The organism is Pseudomonas sp. WS 5059, assembly GCF_012985525.1.
In the GTDB taxonomy this organism is placed as follows: domain Bacteria; phylum Pseudomonadota; class Gammaproteobacteria; order Pseudomonadales; family Pseudomonadaceae; genus Aquipseudomonas.
This window is the reverse complement of sequence record NZ_JAAQWO010000004.1, coordinates 255724-272922: the sequence shown is the minus strand read 5'-3', so window position 1 is coordinate 272922 and position 17199 is coordinate 255724. Positions and strand designations below refer to the sequence as shown.

The 17199-nt window shown below is 61.9% G+C and carries 12 protein-coding genes and 1 pseudogene; 1 reads left to right on the top strand and 12 read right to left on the bottom strand.

Translation table 11 applies throughout. The annotated features are described in order from the left end of the window. Positions 1 to 79 precede the first annotated feature (79 nt). Complete coding sequence (locus HBO12_RS13615) at positions 80 to 1987, top strand: methyl-accepting chemotaxis protein (protein ID WP_170042379.1); 1908 nt, start codon at positions 80 to 82, stop codon at positions 1985 to 1987. A gap of 15 nt (positions 1988 to 2002) precedes the next feature. Here HBO12_RS13615 and HBO12_RS13610 read toward each other — a convergent pair whose 3' ends face one another. The 12 genes and pseudogenes from HBO12_RS13610 to hutH all read right to left on the bottom strand — a co-directional run bounded on the left by HBO12_RS13610 (position 2003) and on the right by hutH (position 17198). Continuing rightward, complete coding sequence (locus HBO12_RS13610; protein ID WP_057437198.1) at positions 2003 to 2737, bottom strand: amino acid ABC transporter ATP-binding protein; 735 nt, start codon at positions 2735 to 2737, stop codon at positions 2003 to 2005. Continuing rightward, on the bottom strand, positions 2730 to 3689 hold the full coding sequence (locus tag HBO12_RS13605; protein ID WP_169955674.1) for an amino acid ABC transporter permease: 960 nt from the start codon (positions 3687 to 3689) through the stop codon (positions 2730 to 2732). The genes HBO12_RS13610 and HBO12_RS13605 overlap by 8 nt, the downstream gene beginning before the upstream one ends. A 123-nt stretch (positions 3690 to 3812) precedes the next feature. Continuing rightward, positions 3813 to 4610: a transporter substrate-binding domain-containing protein gene (locus HBO12_RS13600; RefSeq protein WP_032862246.1), complete on the bottom strand. Its 798-nt coding sequence runs from the start codon at positions 4608 to 4610 to the stop codon at positions 3813 to 3815. A 222-nt stretch (positions 4611 to 4832) separates the two neighbouring features. Next, complete coding sequence (locus HBO12_RS13595; protein WP_169955673.1) at positions 4833 to 5630, bottom strand: transporter substrate-binding domain-containing protein; 798 nt, start codon at positions 5628 to 5630, stop codon at positions 4833 to 4835. 155 nt (positions 5631 to 5785) lie between these two features. Next, a pseudogene (gene mdoH / locus HBO12_RS13590) lies at positions 5786 to 8430 on the bottom strand (glucans biosynthesis glucosyltransferase MdoH). Next, the gene (locus HBO12_RS13585; protein WP_346266880.1) at positions 8423 to 10159 is read right to left on the bottom strand and encodes a glucan biosynthesis protein G; all 1737 of its coding nucleotides are present in this window, start codon (positions 10157 to 10159) and stop codon (positions 8423 to 8425) included. The pseudogene mdoH and the gene HBO12_RS13585 overlap by 8 nt, the downstream one beginning before the upstream one ends. 267 nt (positions 10160 to 10426) lie before the next feature. Next, positions 10427 to 10864 (bottom strand): D-aminoacyl-tRNA deacylase, encoded by a 438-nt coding sequence (dtd, locus tag HBO12_RS13580; RefSeq protein WP_169955670.1) that lies wholly within the window; start codon positions 10862 to 10864, stop codon positions 10427 to 10429. Then, on the bottom strand, positions 10861 to 11832 hold the full coding sequence (gene pip, locus HBO12_RS13575; RefSeq protein ID WP_169955669.1) for a prolyl aminopeptidase: 972 nt from the start codon (positions 11830 to 11832) through the stop codon (positions 10861 to 10863). The genes dtd and pip overlap by 4 nt, the downstream gene beginning before the upstream one ends. Positions 11833 to 12088: 256 nt before the next feature. After that, the gene (gene hutG, locus HBO12_RS13570) at positions 12089 to 12889 is read right to left on the bottom strand and encodes an N-formylglutamate deformylase (protein ID WP_170042377.1); all 801 of its coding nucleotides are present in this window, start codon (positions 12887 to 12889) and stop codon (positions 12089 to 12091) included. A gap of 29 nt (positions 12890 to 12918) precedes the next feature. Beyond that, positions 12919 to 14124 (bottom strand): imidazolonepropionase, encoded by a 1206-nt coding sequence (gene hutI / locus HBO12_RS13565; protein WP_170042376.1) that lies wholly within the window; start codon positions 14122 to 14124, stop codon positions 12919 to 12921. Between the two features lie 15 nt (positions 14125 to 14139). Next, positions 14140 to 15549, bottom strand: coding sequence for an amino acid permease (locus tag HBO12_RS13560; RefSeq protein ID WP_170042375.1), 1410 nt, complete (start codon positions 15547 to 15549; stop codon positions 14140 to 14142). 110 nt (positions 15550 to 15659) lie between these two features. Continuing rightward, positions 15660 to 17198, bottom strand: coding sequence for a histidine ammonia-lyase (hutH, locus tag HBO12_RS13555; protein ID WP_170042374.1), 1539 nt, complete (start codon positions 17196 to 17198; stop codon positions 15660 to 15662). Position 17199 lies beyond the last annotated feature (1 nt).

The following is a 17199-nucleotide window of genomic DNA, read 5'->3' as shown; positions in this document are numbered from 1 at the left end:
TTCAAATGGATTCAATGTGTCCGCGCCCGTCGGCGCCCCGGCACGTCGAACGCCTTTGTTCACTTGCCGGAGGTTGGCCATGCTTCGTCGAATGACTCAACTGCTGGGTAACACCAGCGTCACCCTCAAACTGGCCCTGGGTTTTGCCTTGGTGCTGGCCCTGAGCCTTGTAATCGCCCTGACTGGCTGGCAGTCCCTCGCCGCCTCGCTCTACCGCTCACAAACCCTGACCGTGCTGGCGCAACTGGCAGTGACCGGTGAACAAGTGCGGGCCGACCGCATCGTGTACCGCACCCTGGACGACGCAACCAGCCTCAATAAATTGAGCGTCTCCATGGACAAGGTCGACGGGTACATGAGCGAGCTGTCAAACCGTCTCAAGGCGCCAAAAGCCCTGCAATACCTGCAGAGCATGGCCAGTATTTCAGGCAAGTTCAAAACCACGCTCAAGGATGTGCCATCACTGGTCAAGCAGCGGGAAACTGCCCGCGAACAGCTGAAACAGAGCTCCATCCGTACCAGCGACAGCCTGGCGCAACTGGCCAGCGACCTGCCCGACCAGGACGACGAAAAAGCCCTCGATGCCATCGAAGCCCTGCGCCTGGCCATTGAACAAGCCGAAGACCGCGCCCTGAGCCCGGCCTGGGCGGCCAGCAGCCTGGATACCTATGCCCAGGCCGTCAGCGACGCCGAGCGCAGCCTCGAACTCGCCCAGGCGGCAGTGGAGAAACTGCCCGTGGACAGCAGCGCATTGAGAAATGCCGTGCTCAGCCTGCGCACCCATCTGGCACGCCTGCGCGATAACCAGCTCACCACCGAAACGGCGCAAAACGAGTTGGAGCAGCAGCTGGATCAACTGCTGGTACAGAGTGACCTGTTGAGCCAGGACCAGGCCCAGCGCCGCAATCGGGAAGCCGAACAGGCCCGCACCCAGACGCTCGCCATTACCGCTGCGGCCGTGCTCTTTGGCGCCCTGGCCGCCTGGATAATCGCCGGGCAGATCGTCAAGCCACTGCGCAGGGCCCTGGCCGTGGCCAATCGCATTGCCGACGGCGACCTCAGCCACGATGTGCAGACCCGGCGCCGCGATGAGCTGGGCCAGTTGCAATGCAGCATGGCGCAAATGACCCTGAACCTGCGGGGGCTGATTGGCAGCATCAGCGACAATGCCCGGCAGATCGCCAGCGCCGCCGAGGAGTTGTCGGCCGTCACCGAGCAAACCCGGGCGGGCGTGAATAATCAGCGTGACGAAACCGAGCAGGTGGCGACCGCCATGAACCAGATGCTCGCCACCGCCCAGGAAGTCGCGCGGCATGCCGAACAGGCCTCGATTGCCGCCGGCCAGGCCAATCAGCAGACCGAACTGGGCGACCAGGTGGTGACGGATGCGGTGGCGCACATTGAACACCTGGCCCACGAGATGGCGCGCTCCAGCCAGGCGATGCTGGGCCTGCAACGGGAAAGCCAGAAGATCGGCAGCGTGCTGGAGGTGATCAAGTCGGTGTCCCAGCAGACCAACCTGCTGGCGCTCAATGCGGCGATCGAGGCCGCACGCGCAGGTGAAGCCGGCCAGGGATTTGCCGTGGTGGCCGACGAAGTACGCAGCCTTGCCCAGCGCACCCAACAGTCCGCCGAGGAAATCGAAGAACTGATCGGCGGCTTGCACAGCGGCACGCAACAGGTCGCCGACATCATGGACAACAGCCGCGCCCTGACCGACCGCAGCGTCGGCCTGACGCGCAATGCCGGCGACGCCCTGACGGAAATCGCGCGCACTGTGCTGGTCATCCAGGAAATGAACCCACAGATCGCCGCCGCCGCCGAACAGCAAAGTGCGGTGGCCGAGGAGATCAATCGCAGCGTGTTGAAGGTCAGGGATGTGTCGGAGCAAACCGCCGCTGCCAGCGAACAGACGGCGGCGGCGAGTATTGAATTGGCACGGCTGGGCACGAATCTTCAGCAGTGCGTAGGCAAGTTCAAGGTCTGAACCTGCCCCCGTGGGTTACAGAACCTGGCGCAGGAACGCCTGTGCCCGTGGGTCCTTCGGTGCATCGAAGAACTGCGCGGGTGCAGCGTCTTCCAACAGTTTGCCGTGATCGAAGAACAGCACCCGGTCTGCCACTTCACGGGCAAAGCCCATTTCGTGGGTCACGCAGACCATGGTCATGCCTTCCAGGGCCAGGGTCTTCATGACGTCCAGCACTTCGCCGACCATTTCCGGGTCCAGTGCCGAGGTGGGCTCGTCAAACAACATGACCTTGGGCTCCATGGCCAGCGCCCGGGCAATCGCCACGCGCTGTTGCTGGCCACCCGAGAGCCGCGAGGGGAACTCGTTGGCTTTTTGGGCGATGCCGACCTTTTCCAGCAATGCCAGGGCCTTGGCCTCGCGCTCCTTCTTGCCGCGCTTGCGCACGACTTTCTGCGCCAGGCACAGGTTTTCCAGCACGGTCATGTGCGGGAACAGGTTGAAATGCTGGAACACCATGCCGACTTCCCGGCGATAGGCGTTCACGTCGGTCTTGGGGTCGGCCAGTTGCAGGCCATCAATGCTCACCGAGCCCGAATCGAACTCTTCCAGGCCGTTGAGGCAGCGCAGGAACGTCGATTTGCCGGAGCCGGACGGGCCGATCACCACCAGCACCTCGCCCTTGGCTACCTGGGTGGTGACGTGATCCACCGCGCGCACCACGTGCCCACGGGTGTCGAAGACTTTTACCAGATCGCGCACTTCAATCACTTTGGGCGAGCCTCCGCTCAAGCCGGCTGGCCATTTTCGACAGCGGCAGGTTGATCAGCAGGTACAGGCCTGCGACACAGAACAGGATTTCAAACGGCGAGAACGAGGTGGTGATGACCTCGCGACCGCTCTTGAGCAGCTCGGTAATGGCGATCACCGACACCAACGAGGTGTCCTTGACCAGACTGATAAATTGCCCGGCCAACGGCGGCAGCACGCGCTTGAAGGCCTGCGGCAGCACCACATGGCGCATCGACTGGCTGGCGCTCAAGCCCAGGGAGCGGGCAGCTTCGCCCTGGCCACGGGCAATCGACTGCACGCCGGCACGCACGATTTCGGCCACGTAGGCGCCGGTAAACAGCGACAGCGCGGCGATGCCGGCGAACTCGCGCGACAGGTTCAGCACCGTGCCGATGAAAAAGTAGAAAATGAAGATCTGTACCAATAGCGGCGTACCGCGTACCAGTTCGACATAGATCGTCGACAGATCGCGCAAGGTCGGATTATTCGACAAACGACACAGGCCGGTTGCCAGGCCGATGAACAAGCCCAATACCCCCGAGACCAGCGACAGCCACAGGGTGGTCCACAACCCCCACATCAATGGGCCCAGCGCCCAGTGCCGGGTCACACCGATCACATCGCCCTCGGCCACATCGTCGCCACGGGCCACTTGCAGGCTGTTTTCGGCCACCGTCAGGTGCTGTTCGGCGCCGGCGTCGTTGCGCAGGGTGACTTGCGCCACGTCGCCCTTGCGCACCAACTCGACCACCGTGGAAATATCCGCCGCCCGCTTGGACTCTTCAGCCTGGTAGGCGAAGTATTGCGGCACGCGGTTCCAGCGCCATTCGTAGGACATCAGCGAGGTGGCGTAGTACAACGCGCCGGCCATGCCGACCAGCACCAGCACGGTCAGCAGGTGCCAGGACCATTGGGCTTTTTTCTGTTTCATTGCGGGTTCCGGGATGTGTATCGGCTGTCAGGCCGCCATCGCGGGCAAGCCCGCTCCCACACTGGAATGCATTCCAAATGTGGGAGCGGGCTTGCCCGCGATGGGCGCGACGCGGTTTCTAGCTTATTCCATGTCCTTGAGCCACTCGGAGCTCTTGAACCACTTGTCATGAATGCGATCGTAGGTGCCGTCGTTGCGGATCTGGTGCAGGAAGTTATTGATGAAGTTGATGCTGTCGTAGTCGCCCTTCTTCAAACCGAATGCCAACGGCTCGTAGGTGAAGGGTTCTTCGAGGTACACCAGCTTGCCATTGCCGACTTTTTTCTCGGCAACCACGTTGTACGGCGCGTCGTAGACAAAGGCGTCGGCCTTGCCGTTGACCACGTCGAGCACACCTTCCTGCTCGTTGTCGTAGCCGTGGTACTTGGCCTTGGAGATCAGCTTCTTGGCCACCATCTCACCCGTAGTGCCGAGTTTGGAGGTCAGGCGGTACTTCTCGTCATTCAGGTCTTTGTAGGACTTGATGGTGCCTTCCAGTTCCTTGCGGATCAGCAGGGTCTGACCAACCACGATGAAGGGTTCGCTGAAGTTCAGGCGCAGGTTGCGTTCCTGGGTCAGGGTCATGCCGCTGCCGATCATGTCGAACTTGCCGGTGAGGAAGGCTGGGATGATGCCGTCGTAACCGGTGGAGACCAGTTCCAGCTTGACCCCCATGGACTTGGCCATCGCCTTGAGCAGGTCGACTTCAAAACCAATGATTTCGCCACGCTTGTTGGTCATCTCAAACGGCATGTAGGTCGGATCCATGCCGACTTTCAAGGTGCCGCGCTTGACCGCTTCGTCAATCGCACCGGCCTGGGCCGTATTGACTGCCAGCAGGGCCGTAACGCCGAGCATCAGCATCGAAAGATACTTTTTCATCACCAAGTCCCCTGACTCATTTTATTTTGATGCAGGCCTTCACAGGGCTGCACTATTTCTTCGGGGAGCGATGCTAACCCACTCGCCCACCGGCACAAAGGTCTAGCCGGGATTTGTTGGCGGATATGACAGAAAAACCCCACAAAACCCCGGAGAAAAGCGCAGTTAGACGGCTTGACCTGACGGGTAAGCCCCTAGGAGTTATGTAAGCAGTTGTGACCATCATTCGATCTCCGACAACCAGTCCGTGTCCCGAAACCACTTGTCATGCAGCCGATCGTAGGTGCCGTCCTGGGCTATCTGATTAAGGAAGTGATTGATCCAGTTCAGGCTATCGTAATCGCCCTTTGGCAATCCAAACGCCAGGGGTTCGTAGGTGAAGGGCTGCTCCAGGGCCAGCAGTTCGCGGTTTTGCGGCTTGGCCAGGGCAATCAGGTTATAGGGTGCATCATGGATAAAGGCATCAACCCTCCCGTCGACCAACTGGCGCACGCCTTCCTCCGCCGTGGCAAAGCTGCGCAGTTGCGCAGCCCCCAGGAAGCGCCGCGCCGCCGCTTCGCCGGTGGTGCCGTCTGCGGCAGCAATCCGATAGCCGGCTTCGTTCAGGTCTTCAATGCTGCTGACTTTGCCGGCCAGGCGCGGGTGCAGCAGTACGGTCTGGCCAACGATGATGAACGAGTCGCTGAAGTTGAGCTTGAGGTTGCGCTCCTGGGTTACGGTCATACCGCTGCCGATCATGTCGAAGCGGCCGCCCAGCAGGCCCGGGATCAGCTCGGTATAGGCCACCGGGACCCATTCCAGCGCCACCCCCAGGGCATTGCTCATTTCTTCGAGCAGGTCAGCTTCAAAGCCGATGACACGCCCCTGCTTGTCGGTCATTTCAAAGGGCACGTAGTTGGGGTCGGTCCCCACTTTCAAGACCCCGCGCCGCACGGCCTCATCAATAGCGCCCGCGTGCGCCATCTGTACCTGTAGCAACGCGACAATACCCAGCAGTATCGACCAGTAACCCTTGATCATGAAAAGCCCCTTTTTCATTAAGCAGCCGCGTACCGTGCGTTGCGGGTCTAGCGCAAGCCACAGGCGGTCGAGTCAGATTTGGGGGGCGATCCTAACCCACTGGCAGGCACGGCAATACGCCTTGAACCAGGGTCTTTTGTATCGAAGTTAGAAGGCTAAGGCAGAAGCGAAAAACGCTGTAGGAAGGGCGTTTCAAGCGCCCCCGAGACGAATCCCGGGGGCGTCTGAATCAGGCTGGCTGAGCCTGGGATGACAGCGGCTTGAGCGGCAGCAACGGCGCATGCGGGTCGGCCTTGACCGATTCGCGCCAGGCGCCAAGCCATTCGGCATGCCCCTCGCTCCAGACTTGCTCATGCAGGCGCCCCAGGGCCACCGGGTCGCTGAGCAAGGCCACGCGTTCGTTGTTGTTCAGGCCCGCGGGGCCGACTTTCAAGGCATGTCGCACGCGATCGGCGCGCAGCCACTCAATCGGCTCCGCATGGCCATGGCGGGAGGTCGCCAGGGCACAGGCCAGGGCGTTCTGCTGCGGATCGACCACTGCCCGGATAAAACCGTCATTCAGTGCATGCCAACGGTTTTCGTGGGTGTAGCGGTCGGTCGACAGCAGCGCCTGCGGCGGATTGTATTCCTCGGGGATCAGGAACAGGCTTTCGTCGCGCGACTTGAGGCCCAGATTGACCCGGCTGGAGATCACCGAGACCGGGATCGACAACATCAGCGAACCGACAATCGGCACCAGCCACCACAGGAAGCTTGGGTTCAACCACACCACCAGCAGCGCCCAGAAGAAGCCCAGCAAGGTCTGCGGGCCGTGGCGCTTGACTGCCTCGCTCCATGGCGTGGAGTCATCGTCACGTTGCGGCGAGTTCCAGGTCGCAGCCCAGCCGAGGAACGCAGCGAGCACGAAGCGGGTGTGGAAAATCATCCGCACCGGCGCCAGCAGCATTGAGAACAGCATCTCCAGCAGCATCGACAAAGTCACCTTGAACTTGCCACCGAACTCTTTCGCGCCCTTGGCCCAGATCAGGATGATGCTCAGCAATTTAGGCAGGAACAGCAGCACGATGGTGGTGGAGAACAGGGCCACCGCCTTGTCCGGATGCCACTGCGGCCACAGCGGGTACAACTGGCGCGGCGCCATGAAGTACTGCGGCTCCATCAGTGTGTTGACCGCCAGCAGGGCCGTGGACAGCACCAGGAACAGGAACCACAACGGCGCCGACAGGTACGACATCACGCCAGTGAGGAACACCGCACGGTGTACCGGGTGCATGCCCTTGACCAGGAACAGGCGGAAGTTCATCAGGTTACCGTGGCACCAGCGACGGTCACGCTTGAGTTCGTCCAGCAGGTTGGGCGGCAGTTCTTCGTAGCTGCCCGGCAAGTCATAGGCAATCCACACGCCCCAGCCGGCACGGCGCATCAGCGCAGCTTCAACGAAGTCGTGGGAAAGAATCGAGCCGGCAAACGCACCTTTGCCGGGCAACGGCGCCAGGGCGCAGTGCTCGATAAACGGCTTCATGCGGATGATCGCGTTGTGGCCCCAGTAGTGGGATTCGCCCAACTGCCAGAAGTGCAGGCCCGCGGTGAACAGCGGGCCGTAGACGCGGGTGGCGAACTGCTGCATGCGCGCATACAGGGTGTCCATGCCCGAGGCACGTGGCGCGGTCTGGATGATCCCGGCGTCCGGCGTGGCTTCCATCAGGCGCACCAGGCTGGTCAGGCATTCGCCGCTCATCACGCTGTCGGCGTCGAGGACCACCATGTACTTGTAGTCACCGCCCCAGCGACGGCAGAAGTCGTCAAGGTTGCCGCTCTTGCGTTTGACGCGACGACGACGGCGGCGATAGAAAATCTTGCCAAAGCCACCGGCCTCGCGGCAGACGTCGAGCCAGGCTTGCTGTTCGGCGATGCAGATGTCGGCGTCGTTACTGTCGCTGAGCACAAAGAAGTCGAAACGATCCAGATCGCCAGTGGCAGCGACCGACTCGAAGGTCGCGCGCAGGCCGGCAAACACCCGGGGCACGTCTTCGTTGCAGATCGGCATGACCAGCGCGGTACGGGCCTCTTTCGGGATTGGCTCGTCGCCGGCGCTTTTCCCGGAGATCCGGTACTTGTCGTGACCGGTAAGCAACTCAAGGAAACCCATCAGCGCAGTCCAGAAACCCGCCGAAACCCAGCAGAACAGGATGCCGAACATGATCAGGATGCTGGTTTGCAGGGCGTAGGGCAGGACCTGGGTGGCAGTTTGCAGCAGGGTCTGGTTGCGCACCTCGTCAAAGTCGACGAAGGACCAGCCCTGGTACGGCATGATGCCTTTCATGTACCAGCCGGCCACGATCGTCTGGCCGAGCATCAGCACCAGCAGGATATAGCGGCGGATCGAACCCACGGTGCGCCAACGCGCAGCCGGCAGCACGCGCTCGTCTTTGGGCGGCGCAGGCGGGTTGCTACGGCCGGTCAGCCGGCGCCAGCCACGTACCAGGATATTGGTGCGCCAAGGCTCGGGCACCACTTTGGTACGCCGGATCGGCGGCGTGGCCTTGAGGCAAACCCGACCGCTGGCGTCGAGCACCAGCATTTCGGCTTCCTCTAGCTCCTCGGCCGTGTTGAGGGTGAGCCTTCGGCCAACCGAGGCCTGCGCCGCGTCCACCGGGGCGTCAAAGGTCGACGACGACAGGCGCTCGTGCAGTTCGGAGAAGGACTTGCAGCCCGCCAGTTCGGCGCGCTGCTCGTCGGTCATCGGAAGATGCGCCAGGTACTCGGCAAGAGTCTCTGGCTGGACTTGGGAGTTACTCATCGGCAGGCAACTGATTGCTCCAGGTTTCGGTCAGGACTTGTTCTGTCTTGACTGGCTCCGGGGTGGCTGGGGCAGCTTCTGGCTGCTTGTCTTGCTTGTCCTTGGCGTCTTTCTTGGCGTGTTTCTCGTGTTGCTTGGCCAGGACTTTGTCAGCCTTCAGGACTTGGGTGGAAGCCTGCTCTGGCTCAGGCTTGACGATGTCCTGGACCAGGGCCGCACGCATTTCGGTCGGTTTGCCCGCATCCTTGATCTTCAAGCGCAGGGTCAGGCGCCAGCCTTTGGTGTGCGGGTTGTAGCGCACGCTGTTTTCCACGACTTCGCCGTTTTCACCGACGCTGACCTGGCTGCGCACTGCCGCATCTGGCTTCAGGGCCTTGAGGGACGGGCCCTCGAAGTCCACCAGATAGGCCACGCTGCCGTCTGGCTGGCGGATCAGGTTGGACTGTTTCACATCACCAGTAGAACGCAGGGTCTGCTTGACCCAGGCACTGTCCGGCGAGTGGAACGGTGCATCGTTGAGAGTCCAGTGCAGGCGGTAGGCGATATCCAGCGGCTCGCCGGGCTTGGGCAGTTCGGCCGGGCTCCAGAAGGCAACGATGTTGTCGTTGGTCTCATCGGCAGTCGGGATCTCTACCAAATCGACGGAGCCCTTGCCCCAGTCGCCTTCAGGCTCGATCCAGGCGCTTGGGCGCTTGTCGTAGTTGTCGTCGAGGTCTTCGTACTGGCTGAAGTTGCGACCACGCTGCAACAGGCCGAAACCACGCGGGTTTTCTACCGAGAAGTTGCTGACCGACAGGTGTTTTGGGTTGTTCAGCGGGCGCCAGATCCACTCGCCGTTGCCGGCATGGATCGACAGGCCGCTGGAGTCGTGCAGTTCGCGACGGTAGTTGAGCACTTTGGACGGCTGGTTGGCGCCGAACAGGAACATGCTGGTCAACGGGGCAACGCCCAGCTTGCTGACCTTGTCGCGCAGGAACATCTGCGACTTGACGTCGACAATGGTGTCGGTGCCCGGGCGCAGGATCAGGCGATAGGCGCCGGTGGCCCGTGGCGAGTCCAACAGGGCAAAGATCACCAGGTGCTTGTCACCCGGCTTTGGACGCTCGATCCAGAACTCGGTGAAACGCGGGAACTCTTCGCCGGACGGCAGCGCGGTATCAATCGCCATGCCACGGGCGGACAGGCCGTAGACCTGATCCTTGCCCACGACGCGGAAATAGCTGGCGCCGAGCATGGTCATGATTTCGTCTTGCTTGTCGTCCTTGTTGATCGGGTACAGCACGCGAAAGCCGGCATAACCCAGCTGGTCGGTGGCTTTTGGATCAAACTTGACGTCGCCGAAATCGAAACGAGTCGGGTCGTACTTGATTTCCTGGACGTCAGTCGCGGTGATTTCGTTGATCTTCACCGGCGTGTCGAAGTGCATGCCCTGGTGATAGAAGGACAGCTTGAACGGGGTTTTCTGATCGGCCCACTCGGCTTTTTCATTGCGGAAACGAATTTTCTGGTAGTCAGCGAACTTCATTTCGCGGAATTCGTTCGGCAGATTGCTGCGCGGGGCTTCGTATTTCTGCCCGGCCAGCTCTTTTGCCTTTGCCGACACATCGTCCAGACTGAATGCCCACAGTTGACCCGCGCCGAACAGGCAAAACAGGGCAGAGCCCGTCACCAGTGCGTTTCGTAACCGTTTGGCAGACAATTTTGGTGCATTACAGGGACTAACAATCACGAGCAACCCTCGCCGAAAACAGATCAAAAAACCAACGGCCAGCTATCTATATGCCAGGTTGGCGAGCATTGTTCCGACTCCGATGGGGCTAAATGATTCCCCACGGGCGAGCGGACAAGTCTCTACCTAAGTCAAAAATGGATCAATTTACGCTGATCCCCGTAGCGCGCGATTATCTAGTAGCCGGTGAGATAACGCAGCAGGGGCAGCGAAGTATTTGTAGCGAAAACTTGCGTTTTTGCGCATTAAAAGTCGTTTTTCATACAATCAGGTCTGTAAAAGGAAGGTGACCGGGCCGTCATTGACCAAATGCACCTGCATATCCGCGCCAAAACGCCCCGACGCCACAGTGCCATGCAATTGTTGCGCTTGTAGCAACAAGTGCTCGAAAAGTGCCTCGCCCACTTCCGGAGGCGCCGCTGTGGAGAAGCTGGGCCGCAGGCCGCTCTTGGTATCGGCCGCCAGCGTGAACTGCGACACCAGCAGCAAACCGCCGCCAACGTCCTTCAACGACAGGTTCATCTTGCCCTCGTCGTCACTGAACACCCGATAGTTAAGCAGCTTATGCAACAGCTTGTCGGCACTGGCCGCTGTATCTGAAGGCTCGACGGCCACCAGTACCAGCAAACCCTGGTCTATCGCGCCCACCACTTGCCCTGCCACTTCGACCCGGGCGCCACGCACCCGCTGCAAAAGGCCCTTCATGCTTCTTCAGGGGGCAGATCAAGCAGACGCCGTGCCATCTGGCTCGCGGCACGCACCAATGCATCGGTGATGCCCGGCTCGGACGCTGCGTGGCCCGCCTCGCGGATCACCTGCAGCTCGCTGTTGGGCCAGGCTTGGTGCAGCTCCCAGGCATTATCCAGCGGGCAGATCATATCGTAGCGGCCATGGACGATGATGCCCGGCAGATGGGCGATCTTGTGCATGTCGCGAATCAGCTGGTTGGGCTCCAGGAACGAGTTGTTGGTGAAGTAGTGGCACTCGATACGCGCAATCGACAAGGCGCGCTGAGGCTCGGAGAAGCGTTCGATCAACTGCGGGCTGGGGCACAGGCCCAGCATGCGGCCTTCCCAGGTGGACCAGGCCTTGGCGGCATGCATCTGGGCGATCTGGTCGTTGCCGGTGAGGCGCTTGTGATAGGCGCTGATCATGTCGTCGCGCTCTTCCAGCGGGATGGGCGCGATGTAGTCCTGCCAGTAATCCGGGAACAGGCGGCTCGCGCCGGCCTGGTAGAACCACTGGATATCCTGGGGGCGGGCCAGGAAGATGCCGCGCACGATCAGGCCATGCACGCGCTCGGGATGGGTTTGCGCATAGGCCAGGGCCAGGGTCGAGCCCCAGGAGCCGCCGAACAGCACCCACTTTTCGATGCCCAAGTGCTCGCGAATGCGCTCAAGGTCAGCGACCAGATCCCAGGTGGTGTTGTTTTCCAGGTTGGCCCGTGGCGTGGAGCGCCCGCAACCACGCTGGTCAAAGGTGACGATGCGGTACAGGTTGGGATCGAAATAGCAGCGGCTGTTGGCATCACAACCGGCGCCGGGGCCACCGTGGATGAAGACCACGGGCAAACCTTGCGGGGAACCACTTTCGTCGACATACAGCGTGTGGGTTTCATCGACGGCCAGATCGTGCCGGGCGTAGGGTTTGATCTGCGGGTACAAAGTCTGCATTGCGCACTCCGTAAGGGGTCGGTTCCATCCCTGGGGGGACGTCTATTATTTTGCCGTCTGGCATCATAAACCCGAATTGTGCAATGAGCATGTCCTTGAAGGCCTGGACCTGGGTCAGCGATCAGCCAGGAAGGTTCACGCAACCACGTGTGGGAGCGGACTTACTCGCGATAGCGGCGTATCAGTCGACATATTCGTGAACTGACAGACCGCCGTCGCGCGCAAGCCCGCTCCCCACAGTTTGATCTTCGTTGCCTCAGGTGTAGTGCTTCTGGCCCCAGGCCAATAGCCCTTGCAGCAACTGCCTCAACACCACCCGCGTCGGTTCGGCCAAATCCTGCCGATACCTGAACGGCTCAAACTCCTCCATATACGTGCACTGCCCCAACTCCAGCTGCACCGCATGAATACCCTGCGCCGGGTTGCCGTAGTGCCGGGTGATATGCCCGCCCTTGAAGCGTCCGTTCAGCACATGGCTGTACTGCGGATGCGCCGCACAGATGGCTTGCAGCTGGCTGGCCAACTCGGGGTCGCAGGCGGCGCCATTGAAGGTGCCGAGGTTGAAGTCCGGCAACTTGCCGTCGAACAGGTGGGGGATCACCGAGCGGATCGAGTGGGCGTCGAACAGCAACGCGTAGCCAAATTCAGCCTTGAGCCGTGCCAGTTCCTGTTGCAGGGTCTGGTGATAAGGCGTCCAGATCTGCTCCAGGTAGGTCGCCCGCTCCGCCTTCGACGGCTCCTTGCCTTCGATAAACAACGGCACGCCATCAAACAGCGTCGCGGGAAACAGGCCGGTGGTCGCGCCGACATACAACGGCTTATCGTCAGACGGCCGGTTCAGGTCGATGACAAACCGCGAATACTCGGCCGCCAGGGTGCTGGCCCCCAGTTCCTGGGCAAAGTCGTACAGCGTGGGGATATGCCAGTCGGTATCCGGCAGGCTTTGCGCCTCGGGGATCAGGCCCGCTGCAACCGCAGGCGTCAGGCGCAGGCCGGCATGGGGCATGCTGATCAGCAGCGGCACACGGCCTTGTTTGAAGTTCAGAACCTTATCCACAGCAGTACTCCTTACTCACAAAGGCAGCCTTACACATCGACGTCGACGCCATGGCGCACGACGCGTTTATCCAGCTCGCCGCCCAGCCAGTAGGCCAGGTCGGCGGGGCGATCGATCTGCCAGGCGACAAAATCCGCGACCTTGCCCACTTCCAGCGAGCCGTGGGTGTCGCCCATGCCCAGTGCCGTGGCGGCATGTCGGGTGGCGCCGGCCAGGGCTTCTTCCGGGGTCATACGAAACAGGGTGCAGGCCATGTTCAGCATCAGCCGCACGGACAAGGCCGGCGAGGTGCCGGGGTTGAGGTCGCTGGCGATGGCGATCTTCACCCCGTGCTTGCGCAAGGCATCCATCGGCGGCAACTGGGTTTCGCGCAAAAAGTAGAACGCGCCCGGCAGCAACACGGCGACGGTGCCGGCAGCGGCCATGGCGATGGCGTCTTCTTCGATCATGAACTCCAGGTGGTCCGCCGACAGCGCCTGATACCGCGCCGCCAGGCTTGAGCCATGCAGCGACGACAGTTGCTCGGCATGCAGTTTTACCGGCAAGCCCAAGCGCTGCGCGACTTTGAACACGCGCTCCACCTGCTCGGTGGAAAACGCCAGGTATTCACAGAACGCATCCACCGCATCCACCAAGCCTTCTGCTGCCAGGGCCGGCAGCATCTCGTTGCAGATGTGTTCGATGTAGTCATCGGCGCGATCCTTGTACTCCGGCGGTAACGCATGGGCCGCCAGGCACGTGGCGCGTACGCTGACCGGCAACTCCTGCCCCAGGCGCCGGGCCACCCGCAGCATCTTGCGCTCGTTGGCAAGGTCCAGGCCGTAGCCGGACTTGATCTCTACCGTGGTCACGCCGTCACGCAGCAAACTGCGCAGGCGCTTGCGGCTGCTGTCGAACAGCTCGTCTTCCGTCGCCGCACGCGTGGCGCGCACGGTGCTGGCGATGCCGCCGCCGGCCGCCGCGATCTCGGCGTAGCTCACGCCTTGCAGGCGCTGCTCGAATTCGCCGCTGCGGTTGCCGCCAAATACCGTGTGGGTATGGCAGTCGATCAGCCCCGGCGTGACCCACGCCCCTTGCAAGTCATGGGTCTGCCCGTAGTCGCCAGGCGGTAGCTCGGCACGGGGGCCGATCCACTCGATCAGCGAACCGGCCGTGACCATGGCGCCATCCTCGATGATCGAGTACTCGCCCCGGGCCATGGTTGCGATGTGGCAGTGTTGCCAAAGCGTTTTCATCAACGCCTCCCTAAGTTATCGGTGAGACAAAGCCGGGTCGTAATTGACCTTGGCCGCTTGCCCGGCTGCGGGCTTGACCCACAGCAGGTAGGCGAGGACCAGCAACACGATCCATACGGCGCCTACCAGCAGCGCGGCCTGGGTGTCCGGGAAGTAGCCCAGCACGCCAAAAATAAACAGCATGAACACAATGGCCGCCGCCGGCGCATAGGGCCAGAACGGTACCGGGAATTTCAGTTCGGCGATCTGCTCGCGGGTCATCGAGCGGCGCATTGCCACCTGCGTGACCAGGATCATCAGCCATACCCACACGGTAGCGAAGGTGGCAATCGAGGCAATCACCAGGAACACGTTTTCCGGGATCAGGTAGTTCAACACCACACCGCCCAGCAGCGCCGCGCCCATCACCACCACGGTCATCCATGGCACACCGTGGCGCGACAGTTGCGCAAAGCCCTTGGGCGCCTGCCCTTGCTGGGCCAGGCCGTACATCATGCGGCCTGCGCCGAAGATGTCACTGTTGATGGCCGAGACGGCCGCCGAGATCACCACGATATTGAGGATGGTCGCCGCCGAGCCAATCCCCAGGTTGCTGAAGATCTGCACGAATGGGCTGCCCTGGCTGCCGATCTGCGGCCATGGGTAGATGGCCATCAGCACAAACAGGGTCAGCACGTAGAACAGCAGGATGCGCAGCGGCACCGCGTTGATCGCCTTGGGGATCACCCGCTGCGGGTCCTTGGCTTCACCGGCGGTGATGCCGATGATTTCGATGCCGCCAAAGGCAAACATCACCACCGCAAACGAGGCGATCAGCCCGCCCACGCCATTGGGCATGAAGCCACCATGGGCCCAGAGGTTGCTCAACCCGGTGGCCGGGGCTTCGCCGGCCGAATGCGCGCCGAACAGCATGATGCCGAACCCGCCGAGGATCATTGCGACAATCGCGCCGACCTTGAGCAGTGACAGCCAGAACTCCATTTCGCCAAATACCTTGACGTTGCACAGGTTCAGCCCGCCGATCAGCAGGACGATGCCGAGCACCCAGACCCAGCGTGCGACTTCGGGAAACCAGAAGCCCATGTAGATGCCAAAGGCGGTGACGTCTGCCAGGCAGACGATGATCATCTCGAAGGCGTAGGTCCAGCCGAGAATAAAACCGGCCATCGGGCCCAGGTAAGTGCTGGCGTATTGGCCGAACGAGCCGGACACCGGATTGTGCACGGCCATTTCCCCGAGGGCGCGCATCACCATGAACACGGCAGCGCCACCAATCAGGTAGGCCAGCAACACCGCCGGGCCAGCCATCTGGATGGCCGAGGCGGAGCCGTAGAACAACCCGGTGCCGATCGCCGACCCCAGTGCCATGAAGCGAATATGGCGGGCGGTCAGCCCGCGTTTGAGACCTTGCGCTTGCTGGTGCATTTCTCGTCCCTAATTATTGTTATCCAGAGAGAATCCGAACCTATGGGCGATCACCTGTGGGAGCTGTCGAGCCTTGGCGAGACAGCTCCCACACGGGATCGGGGTGGTGCTTAGAGACTTGGCAGCAGCTTGGCCGGCACCAACTCGTTCAGGCAGCGGCTGGCCAACAGCTCGCTGGCAGCGTTGATGTCCGGGGCGAAGAAGCGGTCCTTGTCGTAGAAGCCCACTTTGGCGCGCAGGATCCCACGGGCCTTTTCCAGCTTGGGCGAGGTTTTCAGGCCATCGCGCAGGTCCAGGCCCTGGCAGGCGGCCAGCCATTCCACTGCGAGAACCCCACGGGTGTTTTCGGCCATTTCCCACAGGCGCTTGCCGGCAGCCGGCGCCATCGACACGTGGTCCTCCTGGTTGGCCGACGTCGGCAGGCTGTCGACGCTATGGGGATGGGACAACGCCTTGTTCTCGCTGGCCAACGCCGCCGCCGTCACCTGGGCGATCATGAAGCCGGAGTTGACCCCGCCATTGCCCACCAGGAACGGCGGCAATTGCGACATGTGCTTGTCCATCATCAGCGAGATGCGGCGCTCGCTCAGGGAGCCGATTTCAGCGATGGCCAGGGCCATGTTGTCGGCGGCCATCGCCACCGGTTCGGCGTGGAAGTTACCGCCGGAGATCACATCGCCTTCGGCGGCGAACACCAGCGGGTTATCGGATACGGCGTTGGCTTCGACCACCAACACCTCTGCCGCCTGGCGGAACTGGGTCAGGCAGGCGCCCATGACTTGCGGCTGGCAACGCAGGGAGTACGGGTCTTGCACCTTGTCGCAGTTCTGGTGGGACTGGGACACCTGGCTGCTGTCGCCGAGCAGGTCGCGATAAGCGGCGGCCGAGTCAATCTGCCCACGCTGGCCACGGGCCGCATGAATGCGCGCGTCGAACGGCGAGCGCGAGCCCAGCACCGCTTCCACGGTCAGGCCGCCACAGGCGATAGCGGCGGCGAACAGGTCTTCGCCTTCAAACAAACCGCGCAAGGCGTAAGCGGTGGAGACCTGGGTGCCGTTGAGCAGCGCCAGGCCTTCCTTGGCGGCCAGGGTCAGGGGCGCAAGGCCGGCGACTTTCAGCGCTTCGGTCGCCTCCAGCCACTCGCCTTTGTAACGGGCCTTGCCTTCGCCCAGCAGCACCAGGGACATATGGGCCAGCGGCGCCAAGTCACCGGACGCGCCCACCGAGCCCTTGAGCGGGATATGGGGGTAGACCTCGGCGTTGATCAGGGCGATCAGCGCATCGATTACCTGGCGGCGAATCCCGGAAAAACCCCGGCTCAGGCTGTTGACCTTGAGCACCATCACCAAACGCACCAGCGCATCGCTGATCGGCTCGCCAACCCCGGCCGCGTGGGACAACACCAGGGAACGCTGGAGGTTTTCCAGGTCTTCGCTGGCGATACGGGTCGAGGCCAGCAGGCCGAAACCGGTGTTGATGCCGTAGGCGGTGCGGTTCTCGGCGAGAATCTGCTCGACACAGGCCACACTGGCTTCGATCTGCGCCGAGGCGCTGTCATCCAGGCTGAGGGTTACCGGCTGCTGGTAGATGGCCCGCAGTTGGGCAAGGGTCAGTTGGCCTGGAATCAGATTTAGCGCAGTCACATTCATG

Bases quoted from the DNA above. Each gene is read 5' to 3' on its own strand.
- pip (WP_169955669.1), bottom strand. From the start codon at position 11,832: ATGCAGACTTTGTACCCGCAGATCAAACCCTACGCCCGGCACGATCTG.
- hutI (WP_170042376.1), bottom strand. From the start codon at position 14,124: ATGAAAACGCTTTGGCAACACTGCCACATCGCAACCATGGCCCGGGGC.
- dtd (WP_169955670.1), bottom strand. From the start codon at position 10,864: ATGAAGGGCCTTTTGCAGCGGGTGCGTGGCGCCCGGGTCGAAGTGGCA.
- HBO12_RS13600 (WP_032862246.1), bottom strand. From the start codon at position 4,610: ATGAAAAAGTATCTTTCGATGCTGATGCTCGGCGTTACGGCCCTGCTG.
- HBO12_RS13615 (WP_170042379.1), top strand. From the start codon at position 80: ATGCTTCGTCGAATGACTCAACTGCTGGGTAACACCAGCGTCACCCTC.
- hutH (WP_170042374.1), bottom strand. From the start codon at position 17,198: ATGAATGTGACTGCGCTAAATCTGATTCCAGGCCAACTGACCCTTGCC.
- HBO12_RS13595 (WP_169955673.1), bottom strand. From the start codon at position 5,630: ATGATCAAGGGTTACTGGTCGATACTGCTGGGTATTGTCGCGTTGCTA.
- HBO12_RS13605 (WP_169955674.1), bottom strand. From the start codon at position 3,689: ATGAAACAGAAAAAAGCCCAATGGTCCTGGCACCTGCTGACCGTGCTG.
- HBO12_RS13560 (WP_170042375.1), bottom strand. From the start codon at position 15,549: ATGCACCAGCAAGCGCAAGGTCTCAAACGCGGGCTGACCGCCCGCCAT.